This is a genomic window from Mesorhizobium sp. WSM4819, assembly GCF_055811215.1.
Map to the genome: position 1 here is coordinate 100637 of NZ_JBVVQO010000011.1, position 10855 is coordinate 111491.

Annotated in this window: 14 protein-coding genes; 9 read left to right on the forward strand and 5 right to left on the reverse strand. The window is 63.8% G+C overall.

Annotation, left to right across the window (positions count from 1 at the left end; genetic code table 11):
- Positions 1-32: 32 nt before the first annotated feature.
- Positions 33-749, reverse strand: a complete 717-nt coding sequence (locus tag AC0L18_RS12860; protein ID WP_473492575.1) for a uroporphyrinogen-III synthase — start codon at positions 747-749, stop codon at positions 33-35.
- Between the two features lies 1 nt (position 750).
- Entirely contained in the window at positions 751-1677 is a 927-nt protein-coding gene (gene hemC, locus AC0L18_RS12865; protein ID WP_473492576.1) for a hydroxymethylbilane synthase, read from the reverse strand.
- A gap of 231 nt (positions 1678-1908) precedes the next feature.
- Between hemC and tsaD the strand changes: the two genes are divergently transcribed.
- From tsaD to AC0L18_RS12895, 6 genes are all read left to right on the forward strand, one after another.
- Entirely contained in the window at positions 1909-2994 is a 1086-nt protein-coding gene (tsaD, locus tag AC0L18_RS12870) for a tRNA (adenosine(37)-N6)-threonylcarbamoyltransferase complex transferase subunit TsaD (protein WP_473492637.1), read from the forward strand.
- Positions 2991-4001 carry an NAD(P)H-dependent glycerol-3-phosphate dehydrogenase gene (locus AC0L18_RS12875; RefSeq protein WP_473492577.1) on the forward strand — a complete coding sequence of 337 codons (1011 nt, stop codon included), beginning with the start codon at positions 2991-2993 and terminating at the stop codon, positions 3999-4001. Before tsaD ends, AC0L18_RS12875 begins: the two co-directional genes overlap by 4 nt.
- 25 nt (positions 4002-4026) lie before the next feature.
- A complete protein-coding gene (locus AC0L18_RS12880; protein ID WP_473492578.1) occupies positions 4027-4323 on the forward strand; it encodes a YciI-like protein in 297 nt (98 codons plus the stop codon).
- Positions 4324-4446: 123 nt separating this feature from the next.
- Positions 4447-4872, forward strand: a complete 426-nt coding sequence (locus AC0L18_RS12885) for an EVE domain-containing protein (protein ID WP_473492579.1) — start codon at positions 4447-4449, stop codon at positions 4870-4872.
- A 53-nt stretch (positions 4873-4925) separates the two neighbouring features.
- A complete protein-coding gene (locus tag AC0L18_RS12890) occupies positions 4926-5525 on the forward strand; it encodes a class I SAM-dependent methyltransferase (RefSeq protein ID WP_287059049.1) in 600 nt (199 codons plus the stop codon).
- Positions 5526-5660: 135 nt separating this feature from the next.
- On the forward strand, positions 5661-6083 hold the full coding sequence (locus tag AC0L18_RS12895; RefSeq protein WP_473492581.1) for a DUF1761 domain-containing protein: 423 nt from the start codon (positions 5661-5663) through the stop codon (positions 6081-6083).
- 60 nt (positions 6084-6143) lie between these two features.
- On the opposite strand, the gene gcvA is transcribed toward AC0L18_RS12895, so the two are convergent.
- Positions 6144-7079: a transcriptional regulator GcvA gene (gcvA, locus tag AC0L18_RS12900; protein ID WP_287218903.1), complete on the reverse strand. Its 936-nt coding sequence runs from the start codon at positions 7077-7079 to the stop codon at positions 6144-6146.
- Positions 7080-7243: 164 nt separating this feature from the next.
- Here gcvA and AC0L18_RS12905 point away from each other — a divergent pair, with 164 nt between their 5' ends.
- Entirely contained in the window at positions 7244-7495 is a 252-nt protein-coding gene (locus tag AC0L18_RS12905) for a hypothetical protein (RefSeq protein ID WP_473492582.1), read from the forward strand.
- A gap of 86 nt (positions 7496-7581) precedes the next feature.
- Here the strand turns inward: AC0L18_RS12905 and AC0L18_RS12910 are convergent, their stop codons facing one another.
- The gene (locus AC0L18_RS12910) at positions 7582-8178 is read right to left on the reverse strand and encodes a L,D-transpeptidase family protein (protein WP_027155920.1); all 597 of its coding nucleotides are present in this window, start codon (positions 8176-8178) and stop codon (positions 7582-7584) included.
- A gap of 84 nt (positions 8179-8262) precedes the next feature.
- Here AC0L18_RS12910 and AC0L18_RS12915 point away from each other — a divergent pair, with 84 nt between their 5' ends.
- Together AC0L18_RS12915 and AC0L18_RS12920 are read left to right on the forward strand one after the other, a co-directional pair.
- Positions 8263-8946 carry a response regulator transcription factor gene (locus AC0L18_RS12915; RefSeq protein ID WP_027155919.1) on the forward strand — a complete coding sequence of 228 codons (684 nt, stop codon included), beginning with the start codon at positions 8263-8265 and terminating at the stop codon, positions 8944-8946.
- 232 nt (positions 8947-9178) lie between these two features.
- Positions 9179-9634 carry a cyclic nucleotide-binding domain-containing protein gene (locus AC0L18_RS12920; RefSeq protein ID WP_023800566.1) on the forward strand — a complete coding sequence of 152 codons (456 nt, stop codon included), beginning with the start codon at positions 9179-9181 and terminating at the stop codon, positions 9632-9634.
- Positions 9635-9835: 201 nt separating this feature from the next.
- Here the strand turns inward: AC0L18_RS12920 and AC0L18_RS12925 are convergent, their stop codons facing one another.
- Positions 9836-10642 carry an exodeoxyribonuclease III gene (locus tag AC0L18_RS12925; RefSeq protein WP_027155918.1) on the reverse strand — a complete coding sequence of 269 codons (807 nt, stop codon included), beginning with the start codon at positions 10640-10642 and terminating at the stop codon, positions 9836-9838.
- Between the last annotated feature and the right edge of the window lie 213 nt (positions 10643-10855).

Here is a 10855-nt window from a genome sequence, read left to right on the forward strand (position 1 = left end):
GCGGTGAAAAGGGGCGGCGTGATGACACGGGGTCAAGGCGACGTCCGCAAAAGCTCCAGCAGGGCCTCCTCGCTGGGCTCCGGTGCAACGCGGAGCTGTTCTGAGGCAACAGTCTCCAAGGCTGCGGCGATACGTCCGGACAGCGCAAAAAAACATGCCTTTTTAAACAGCCCACGCAGCGCCGGCCGCCCAGCCAGTGCCTGCAGCGCTGTGGCGGCCTTGGCCGAAAAGAGCAGCACCGCCTCGACCGGCAGGCCGGACAAGCGCGCAAGAACGGCCTCATCGGAATAATCCAGCGCGACAGTGTCATAGGTCTCGACGGCGCGAACCTGAACGCCTGCCGACTGCAGCCGCTGCTCGAAACCCGAATAACGCACCCGCCCGCACAAATAGACGATGGTTTGTCCGGCGTAATCGCCAGCCAGCGCATCCGCCAGTGCCTCGGCATCGCCCGGCCCTTCGCTGACCGACAGAAACCCGGCCGCACGGGCGGCCTGCGCTGTCCGTCTGCCGACGGCATGGCAAGGCAAACCGGCGAGCGCCGCGCTGATTTCTTTCGGCGCATGGCGCACGGCATTGGCGCTGGTGACGGCAACGGCCGCGGCATTGGCTGCGACCCTGTCCGGATCCACCGGCAGCGCCACCGTTTCGGTCAGCGGCAGCAGGATCGGTTTAAAACCCAGGTCCTCGAGCCGCTGTGCCGTGCGCGAGGCCCCCGGCTCCGGCCTCGTCACCAGGACGCGACGCATGTCAGGCCCAGCCGTCGAAAAATTTTTCACCGGCCTTGGCCCGCACGGTCCTGGCGGCATCGTCGCCGATGCGGGGGGCATCCTGCGCCGGGCCTTCCGCCTTGACCTCATGCGATTGCACGCCGTCCGGCGAGATGATCAGCCCGCCGAAGAACACCGTTTCGTCCGATATCGTCGCATGGCCGGCAATCGGCGTGCGGCAGGAACCGTCGAGCGCCGCCAGGAAAGCCCGTTCGCAGGCCAGCGCCTGCCCGGTCGGCACGTCATGGACTGCCGTCAGCATCCTTTCCACATCGAGGTCGCCGATGCGGCTTTCGATGCAGATCGCGCCTTGCCCCGGCGCCGGCGGAAAGCTGTCGAGCGGCATCAGGTCGGTGATGACATCTTCGAGTCCGAGCCGCTTCAGCCCGGCATAGGCAAGGATGGTGCCGTCGGCGACGCCCTCGTCGAGCTTGCGCAGCCGCGTCTGCACATTGCCGCGGAACATCACCACGTCGAGATCCGGCCGCATCCGCCGTATCAGCGCCTGGCGTCGGAGCGACGACGAACCGACCTTCGCGCCGTGCGGCAATCCGGCGATCGTTTTGGCCGCCTTGCCGACGAAGGCGTCGCGGGCATCCTCGCGCGGCAGGAAGGCAGACAGTTCCAGCCCGTCGGGCAACACCGTCGGCATGTCCTTCGACGAATGCACGGCGATGTCGATGCGGCGCGCCAGCAGCGCCTCCTCGATTTCCTTGGTGAACAGCCCCTTGCCGCCGGCTTCCGACAGCGGCCGGTCCTGGATGCGATCGCCGCTGGTCGAGATGACGACCACCTCGAATGCCTCAACCGGCATGCCGTGAGCGGCCATCAGCCGCGCCTGCGTTTCATGCGCCTGCGCCAGCGCCAGCGGGCTGCCGCGTGTTCCGATTTTCAAGGTTGTTTGCATGGCGCGCTGTCCGTGATAACCGGCAGATAGAGGTCTGTTGAGATTCAGGTCAGGCCGAGCCGAAAATGGTGGTTTCCGAGAACCGGAGCGGAGCGTACTTTGAGTACGTGAGCACCGGAAGCGCAGGAACCCGCCATTTGCAGGCCGGCATCACCTGAATATCAACAGACCTTGGGCTTCTCCTAACGGGGAAAGCCTGGTTGCACAATCTCCAGGGATGGCAACGAATTGATCCGCGTTCTGGGCATTGAGACGAGTTGTGACGAGACCGCCGCCAGCGTCGTAGAGCTGGACGGCGGCGGCGCGCCGAAAATCCTGTCTGATATCGTGCTCAGCCAGATCGAAGAGCATACCGCCTTCGGCGGCGTCGTCCCGGAAATCGCCGCGCGCGCCCATGTCGAGGCGCTGGACGGCATCATCGAGGCCGCGCTTGCCGATTCAGGCGTCGATCTCGCCGATATCGACGCGATCGCTGCGACCGCCGGCCCCGGCCTCGTCGGCGGTCTGATCGTCGGGCTGATGACGGCCAAGGCGATCGCAGCCGCGGCAAACAAGCCGCTGATTGCCATCAACCACCTCGAAGGCCATGCGCTGACCGCGCGGCTGACCGACGGGCTCGACTTTCCCTATCTGTTGCTGCTGGTGTCCGGCGGCCACACGCAGATCGTCGCGGTGCGTGGCGTTGGCGACTACCAGCGCTGGGCGACGACCATCGACGATGCGCTCGGCGAAGCTTTTGACAAGACGGCCAAGATGCTCGGCCTGCCCTATCCAGGCGGGCCGAATGTCGAGAAGACGGCGACGACCGGCGACGCCGCGCGCTTCGCCTTCCCGCGGCCGATGAAGGGCTCGGCGCAGCCCGATTTTTCCTTTTCCGGGCTGAAGACCGCCGTGCGCCAGGCAGCGACGGCCATTGCCCCTTTGAGCGACCAGGACGTCGCCGACATCTGCGCCTCCTTCCAGGCGGCGGTTGCGGATGCGCTGGATGACCGTGTTTCGAGGGCGCTGAACCGTTTCCGCCAGGAGTTTCCGAGCGAGCTGAAGCCTGCGCTCGTCGTTGCAGGCGGTGTCGCCGCCAACCGGACGATCAAGACCACACTCGAAGCCCTGTGCGAGAAGGCCGGCTTTGCCTTCGTCGCGCCGCCGCTCAAGCTCTGCACCGACAATGCGGCGATGATCGCCTGGGCCGGCATCGAGCGGCTGCGCGCCGGCATATCGGGTGAAAACACCGCTGATTTCGTGCCGCGTTCGCGCTGGCCGCTGGACAGCATCTCCGCTCCGATGGTCGGCTCGGGCCGGCGCGGAGCCAAGGCATGAGCGGCAGCGGCCACAAGGTACCAAGCGGCTGGCGCGTTGCCGTGCTCGGCGGCGGTGCCTGGGGCACGGCGCTGGCGCTGGCCATGTTGCGCGCCGGCCATTTCGTCCGCCTCTATGCGCGCGACCCGGAGACCGTCGCCGCGATCGACCGTGGCGAAAATCCGCGCTATCTGCCTGGCATCGCGCTCCAGGCCGGCATCGTGGCAACGAGTGATATCGAGGCTGCGCTCGACGGCGCCGACTGCGTGCTGGCGGTGGCGCCGGCGCAGTCGCTGCGCGCCATGCTGGCCACCGCGAAAGCCCATATGCCGAAGGACGTCCCGCTGGTCCTCTGCGCCAAGGGCATCGAGCGCGACACCGGCGCATTGCTGTCGGCGGTCGCTGGAGAGACCCTGCCTGAAAATCCGGTCGCCGCCCTGTCCGGGCCGAGCTTCGCCACTGACGTCGCCAGGGGGCTGCCGACGGCCGTGGTGGTCGCCGCCGGCAATGAGGGTCTGGCGGCCGACCTGGCCGCACGCTTTTCGGCGCAGAATCTGCGCTGCTATTCGAGCGACGACCTCATCGGCGTCGAGATCGGCGGCGCGCTGAAGAACGTCTTCGCCATTGCCGCCGGTGCGGTCACCGGCGCCGAGCTCGGCGCCAGCGCCCAGGCCGCCATGGTGACGCGCGGCTTTGTCGAATTGCGCCGCATCGGCGCCGCCTTCGGCGCGAGGCCGGAAACGCTGATGGGACTTTCCGGTCTCGGCGACCTGTTGCTCACCTGCTCGTCCGCCCAGTCGCGCAATTACGCCTACGGGCTGGCGCTGGGGCAAGGCAAGCCGCTTGCCGGGCTGGCCCTGGCCGAGGGGGTGCCGACGGCGGCGATCGCCGCCCGCATCGCCACCGAGCGCAACATCGACGCGCCGATCATCACCGCCGTCGCCGCCATACTGGACGGCACGATCACCATCCGTCAGGCTGTGTCGGCACTGATGACAAGGCCGCTGAAGACCGAAACCGACGTGTAATGTTGAACAATCCGGAGATGGAAAGATGCTGTTTGCGCTGATTTGCAAGGACAAGCCTGGAAGCCTGCAGGTGCGGCTCGATACGCGGCCCGAGCATGTTGCCTTTTTGGAGGGACTGAACGGCGAGAACAAGCTGGCCTTCGCCGGTCCGTTCCTCAACGCCGACGGCAAGCCGAACGGCAGCCTCGTCGTGGTTGAGGCGCCCGATCTGGAGGCGGCAGAAGCGCTATCGGCGGCAGACCCCTTTGCCAGGGCAGGGCTGTTCGAAAGCGTCGAAATCCGGCAATGGAATTGGACCTTCAACAAGCCAGTGAGTGCATGACTCCGAAAATCGGAATCGATTTTCGGAAAGGATCATGCGCAAAATCAAAGTGCTACAGCGTCCTTTGCGCGTCTGAAAGACGCGCGGCGCTGTAGCTGATCTCCAGCCGTGGAGGAGCAAAAAATGAACTACTGGCTGTTCAAATCCGAACCCTCGGTCTTCTCCTTCGAGGACCTCAAGGCGAAGGGCGAGGCCGGCACGCAATGGGACGGCGTGCGCAACTATGCGGCGCGCAACAACATGAAGGCGATGCAGATCGGCGACCTCGGCTTCTTCTACCATTCCAACGACGGGCTCGACGTGGTCGGCATCGTCGAGGTCTGCGCGCTGGCCCATCAGGACACCACTACTGACGATCCGCGCTGGGAATGTGTCGATATCCGCGCCGTCAAGGATGTGCCGAAGCCGGTGACGCTGGAGCAGGTCAAGGCCAACCCCAAGCTTGCCGAGATGGCGCTGGTCCGGCTCGGACGACTTTCCGTGCAGCCGGTGACGCCGGCCGAATGGAAAGAGGTCTGCCGCATGGGCGACCTGACGCCGGCGCCGTGACGGCGCTGACGCCAAACAGCGCGAGAAACTTCATCCTCGACAACACGGCGCTGATGGCACCGCCGCATGTCCCGGAGATGCTGCTGCATCTGGCGGACGAGGCGCATGATCTGTGGCAGCGGACAGAGGACGAACTGGCCGAAATCGGTCTGCCGCCGCCTTTCTGGGCCTTCGCCTGGGCCGGCGGCCAGGGCCTTGCCCGCTACATCCTCGACAATCCGTCTGATGTGCAGGGCAAGCGCGTGCTCGACTTTGCCTCCGGTTCCGGCCTTGTCGCCATTGCGGCAGTAAAGGCCGGCGCGGCAGAGGTGATCGCCGCCGACATCGACCCGTTCTGCGCGACCGCGATCCGCCTCAACGCCGAGGCCAATGGCGTCGGGATAATGTTTCTTGGCACCGACTGCATCGGAACCGATGCGGGCTGGGATGTGGTCCTGGCCGGTGACGTCTTCTACGACAAATCCTTCGCCGACCGGCTGAAGCCATGGTTCGCGACGCTCAAGGCGCGTGGAGCCGACATCCTCGTCGGCGATCCCGGCCGCTCCTATCTGCCGAAAGCTGGACTGGAGCCGCTCGCCGTCTACGAGGTGGCGGTAACCCGGGCGCTGGAAGACGCGCTGGTCAAACGCACCACCGTCTGGCGGTTTTCTTGACGGCATCGCCGAACAGGCGTTCCATCACGCTTCGATTTTGAGAATACACATGCCGTTGTCCCAAAACCGCTGGGCACCCCCGGCTCGGGCCCCGGGGGGCATGCTTTTGAGCGACATGCTTCCGGGGAGGAAATCATGGATTTTTCAGCAGTGAACTGGCTGGCAGTGATCGTTCCCGCGGTGGTGGCGTGGTTGTTCGGCGCTGCCTGGTACATGGGCCTGAGCAAGCAGTGGCTAAAGGCCACCAGGCTTGATCCGGCGACCATGAGTAAATCGCCGCTGCCCTTCGTAATCAGCTTCGTCGCGGAAATTGTCATGGCGCTCGTCATGTCTCTGATCGTCGCAGCGATGACCGGTGGCGAACCGAGCCTCGTTGCCGGGCTCGTCTTCGGCTTCGTTCTCTGGTTCGGATTCGTCGCCACGACGCTATCCGTCAATCATCGCTACCAAGGGTTCGACTGGGACTTGACCATCATCGACTGCGGCCACTGGCTCGGCGTGCTGCTTATCATCGGCGCGGTGATCGGTTGGTTCGGCGCGGCGGATGTCGCGGGCTGACGCTGCCGCCATGAAAATAGGTCGACGACTGCCAGCTGATCACTCAGGGCGACCTGAAGCTCATCCAAGCGTCGGCTCCGGCTGCGGGTTGTGAACTTCGTTGAGGAGCCAATCCCTGAACGCCACGATCCTGGGATCATTGGCGGATGCGACGGGATAGACCAGGAAGTAGGCGAAGTCGGGCGGAACCTTGATGCCAAGTTCGAAGGGCCGGATCAGCCGGCCCTCGGAAAGGTCGCTCGCCACCATGGCAAAATCGGCGAGCGCAACGGCATTGCCGTCGAGCGCGGCCTGAACGGCGTCGGTCGAGGTGCCGAACACGATCGTCCGGCTGTCGTCGAAATCGTCGACGCCGGCCGCCGCCATCCACATCCGCCAGTTTGGCCAGGTCACGCCCTGTCGCGCCCACTCGATGTGGGCGAGCGTGTGATGGAAGAGATCGCGTGGCTCGCGCAGCGGCGGGCCGGAGGCCAGCAGGCTGGGGCTGCACACAGGGATGATGATGTTGTCGAACAGCCGGTGGGTGCAAAGGCCGGGATATTTTCCCGCGCCGAAACGGATGCCGACATCGACGTCGTCCAGGTCGAAATCGCGCAATTCAGAGGCAATGTCGAAGCGGAGCTCGATGCCCGGTCGCTGCTTGCGAAAATCATCGACGCGTCGCATCAGCCATTTTGTCGCGAACTGGGCGTCGAGTGTCACTTTCAGCAACGCCGTTCCACGCGCCAGCTTGTGCGCCCGTGAGACGGCGCGGCCAAGCAGGTCGAGCGCGTCGGTCGAGGCCTCGAACAGCACCGCGCCCGCCTCGGTCAGCCGGATGGTGCGGCTGGTGCGCGTGAACAGCACGATGCCGAGCTGATCCTCGATCTCCTTGATCTGGTGGCTGACCGCGGCCGGGGTCAGGCCAAGTTCGTCCGCGGCGCGGGTGAAATTGAGGTGCCGGGCGGCTGCTTCCAGCGTCCTCAGTGCACGGGTTCCTGGCAGCAGGCGCGCCATCAGAATAGGACGAGGAGAGGCCGGTCGAGCATTTTCAATCCTCAAACAAAACTTGAAGATGCAGAGAAAACTACTCGTTTCTCGTTTTAATTTCAATCAGTCATGATGTGACCATCGAACAAGCATCAAACCGGACTTGATGTCCGGAGAAGCCGGATTGCACCATGTCTCACATCGTCTTGAGTCCTGTAACCATCCGCCCGGCCTGGCTGCGCGCGGTGTCTGATTGGTTGCGCCATGCAAAAATGGCGGTCAACCTCCCGCCCGAGAACGTCGACGACCTTTCGGACCGGCAATTGCGCGACATCGGCGCCGAGCGCAAGGATGTCGCGCGCGCGATGGACCGGGAACTCGGCCGCTTGGGTCTGCTCGACATCGGCTGGCAGAGGAATAGGGCAGTAGGCAGTAGGCAGTAGGCAAAGAAAAAGGCAAGTGGGCGCGCCTGCGCAACCCTACTGACACTTTCTTCCTGCCCTACTGCCCTACTGCCTATTCCCCTCCCTCACCTCACCACCCTCATCACCGTGCGGTCCGACAGCAGCGGCAACAGCCGGGCCATCGTGCGTGCTGTCACCGCGACGCAGCCTTGCGTCGGTGTGAAGTCGGGGCGGGCCAAATGAAAGAAGATGGCGCTGCCGCGTCCGCGGCGACGTGGCGCAATGTTCCAGTCGAGCACCAGGCAGGCGTCATAAAGGCGGTCGGCGCGCAGCATCCGCTCGTGGCTGGCGCCATAGGGAATCTTGACCGGACGGTTGTAGTTGCGGTCCTCAGGCACTTCGCACCAGCCAAGATCGCGACCGATCGGCGCCATCGCCAGCCGGGTTTTGCGGCCGCCGGGAAAATGATCGTTACGGAAATATCCCGACAGTATCCGCATCGACCCAAGCGGCGTGGCGCCATCGCCTTCGCGCTTGCCGGCCGATATGCCGCCGCGCCCCAGCGCACAGGAAAACACCAGTTTGCCAGCCTGCAGAAGTCCCTGGCTGGGGTGGCCGGGCCTGGCGCGCACGGTGAGAACACGAAGCCCTTTTCGCAAAAATGCGCTCGCCTCATTGCACGCGCGTTTTTTCTTGTATGATCGTGCCACGGAACAAATCATTGTGATCGGCTGTTGTGCCGGTCAGCTTCCGCATAAACAGGCAGCGGTCAACTGAATTTTCTTTTCAAAACAACGGATTGATCCATGACTTCACGCACCATTCTGATCGTCGATGACGATGACGACCTGCGCGGCACGCTCGTCGAGCAATTGTCTCTCTATGAAGAATTCGACGTCCTGCAGGAATCAACCGCCGCCAAAGGCATCGCCACGGCCCGCGGCGGCATCATCGATCTGCTCATCATGGATGTCGGCCTCCCCGACATGGATGGCCGAGAGGCGGTGAAGATACTGCGCAAGGGCGGCTACAAGTCGCCTATCATCATGCTGACGGGACACGACACCGATTCCGACACGATTCTCGGCCTCGAAGCCGGCGCCAACGACTATGTGGTCAAGCCGTTCCGCTTCGCGGTTCTCCTGGCCCGCATCCGTGCCCAGCTTCGCCAGCATGAGCAGAGCGAAGACGCCACCTTTTCGGTCGGCCCCTACACTTTCAAGCCTAGCCAGAAGCTTCTGATCGACCAGCGCGGCGCCAAGGTGCGGCTGACCGAAAAGGAAGCCTCGATCATCAAGTATCTCTATCGCGCCGACCAGAAGGTGGTGACGCGCGACGTGCTGCTTGAGGAAGTGTGGGGCTACAATTCCGGCGTCACCACGCACACGCTGGAAACCCATGTCTATCGACTGCGCCAGAAGATCGAGCGCGATCCTTCCAACGCAGAAATTCTTGTGACAGAAAGTGGTGGCTACAAGCTGGTTCCTTAAACATTTAATCATTCAATCAGCGGTTAGGGGAGGCGCCGCTTTCGGGTACGATCCTGAGACTGGAGGTGGTTCTGGATCGAGCTCGCTGACGCAACGGCCCAAAAACCCGATTCGTTTTTTGGAAAGCCCGATGCGTCGATTTCAAAGCGTTTAGAGCGTCCTTTGCCGCGTCCAAAGGAACGCTCGGCGCTCCAATGGAGGGATTGGACTGGCCGTTCGGGGACACAGCTAGATGGCGTTGGATGACGACATCCGCATCCTGTCCGCCGTGAGGCTCTTCGAGAGCTTCACGGAGGAACAGCTGCGTCTGCTCGCCTTTGGCGCGGAAACCACCAGGCTGCAGGCCGACCACAAGCTCTACCGCGAGGACGACGAGGCCGATTGCGCCTATATCGTGGTCAGCGGGCGCATCGTGCTGTATCGCGAGCAGGATGGCGCCCGCGTCCCGATAGGCACGGCCGGCCCCGGTACGATGCTAAGCGAACTGGCACTGATCGCCGACACCAACCGGCTGACCAGCGCATCCGCCGAGATCGATTCGGAAGTGCTGCGGCTCAGCCGCAAGATGTTCCACCGCATCCTGGAGGAATATCCCGATATCGCGGTCCACCTGCACCAGCGCATCTCCGAGGATTTTCTGGCAATGATCCGCCGCATCGAGAAGCTGGCGCCGCGTTTCGACGACTGAACGGGGATAGGATGTGAGATGGCGAAGCTGCCAATCTCCCCCCTTGTGGGGGAGATGTCCGGCAGGACAGAGGGGGGCGCTGTCCCGCCGAAATCGCGAGATTCTGCGCTGTCGCGACGCTCAAAAGGAACGGCATGGATCCTCGGGTCTGCGCGGTTCGCTTCGCTCCCGCTCCGCCCGAGGATGACGAAGCCGTGGAGGCTAATCCAGGTCGAACCGCGCTATGACAGGCACATGGTCCGACGGCCGTTGCCAGCCGCGCGCCGGCCGCAGGATCTCGTAGCCGGCAAAGCTCGGCACCAGGTTCGGCGACGACCAGACATGGTCGAGCCGCCGGCCGCGATCCGACGCTTGCCAATCCTGCGCGCGATAGCTCCACCAGGTGTAGAGCTTCTGCTCGTAAGGCACGTTGAGCCGCATCAGGTCGACCCAGTCGCCGGCGAGCCGCATCGCCTCGAAATTTTCCGTCTCGACCGGCGTATGGCTGACCACTTTCAGGAGCTGCTTGTGCGACCAGACATCGTGCTCGAGCGGCGCGATGTTGAGGTCACCGACCAGGATCGAGCCGGACACTTCGTCGTGCTCGGCGCGGATGGCGTTCATTTCGGCGACGAAATCCAGCTTGTGCTTGAACTTGCGGTTGATAACGGGGTCGGGCTCGTCGCCGCCGGCCGGAACATAGAAATTGTGCAGCAGGATCGCCTTGCCGCCGGCCCGCACGGTGACCGACAGATGTCGGCAGTCCTCGATCTCGCAGAAGCGGCGCTTTTCGACAATCGCTATCGGCCGGCGCGCCACCGTCGCCACGCCGTGATAGCCCTTCTGGCCGTGGAAGGCGATGTGCTGATAGCCGAGCTTGCGAAACGCCTTCTCGGGAAACAGTTCGTCCGGAACTTTGGTTTCCTGCAGGCAGAGCACGTCCGGTGCCTGTTCGACAAGCAGGCGTTCGACGAGCGGCATGCGCAGGCGGACGGAATTGATGTTCCAGGTCGCGATCGAAAAGGGCATGTTTGGGATTCCGGGACAGTGCAAGGTCCGCCAGATGGCTCCGACGGAAAGTCAATCCCGGAAACTACTGCCAGCCGCGCATCGCAAAAACAAGCCGGGCGCGCGCGCAGCGCGGCCGGGGGGGGGGCCCGGGTAGGAGAGATTAAAGTAAGGGCCGGTCGGGAAATGTGGGTTGGGAGAGACCGCGCGGGGCGGAGGTTAAAAAAATTAGGA

What these genes read in the sequence shown, in the direction of transcription:
- AC0L18_RS12890 (WP_287059049.1), top strand. Translation starts at nt 4,926, where the DNA reads ATGGCACCGCCGCATGTCCCGGAGATGCTGCTGCATCTGGCGGACGAG.
- AC0L18_RS12875 (WP_473492577.1), top strand. Translation starts at nt 2,991, where the DNA reads ATGAGCGGCAGCGGCCACAAGGTACCAAGCGGCTGGCGCGTTGCCGTG.
- hemC (WP_473492576.1), bottom strand. Translation starts at nt 1,677, where the DNA reads ATGCAAACAACCTTGAAAATCGGAACACGCGGCAGCCCGCTGGCGCTG.
- AC0L18_RS12905 (WP_473492582.1), top strand. Translation starts at nt 7,244, where the DNA reads ATGTCTCACATCGTCTTGAGTCCTGTAACCATCCGCCCGGCCTGGCTG.
- AC0L18_RS12915 (WP_027155919.1), top strand. Translation starts at nt 8,263, where the DNA reads ATGACTTCACGCACCATTCTGATCGTCGATGACGATGACGACCTGCGC.
- AC0L18_RS12895 (WP_473492581.1), top strand. Translation starts at nt 5,661, where the DNA reads ATGGATTTTTCAGCAGTGAACTGGCTGGCAGTGATCGTTCCCGCGGTG.
- gcvA (WP_287218903.1), bottom strand. Translation starts at nt 7,079, where the DNA reads ATGGCGCGCCTGCTGCCAGGAACCCGTGCACTGAGGACGCTGGAAGCA.
- AC0L18_RS12860 (WP_473492575.1), bottom strand. Translation starts at nt 749, where the DNA reads ATGCGTCGCGTCCTGGTGACGAGGCCGGAGCCGGGGGCCTCGCGCACG.
- AC0L18_RS12885 (WP_473492579.1), top strand. Translation starts at nt 4,447, where the DNA reads ATGAACTACTGGCTGTTCAAATCCGAACCCTCGGTCTTCTCCTTCGAG.
- AC0L18_RS12925 (WP_027155918.1), bottom strand. Translation starts at nt 10,642, where the DNA reads ATGCCCTTTTCGATCGCGACCTGGAACATCAATTCCGTCCGCCTGCGC.
- AC0L18_RS12910 (WP_027155920.1), bottom strand. Translation starts at nt 8,178, where the DNA reads ATGATTTGTTCCGTGGCACGATCATACAAGAAAAAACGCGCGTGCAAT.
- AC0L18_RS12880 (WP_473492578.1), top strand. Translation starts at nt 4,027, where the DNA reads ATGCTGTTTGCGCTGATTTGCAAGGACAAGCCTGGAAGCCTGCAGGTG.
- AC0L18_RS12920 (WP_023800566.1), top strand. Translation starts at nt 9,179, where the DNA reads ATGGCGTTGGATGACGACATCCGCATCCTGTCCGCCGTGAGGCTCTTC.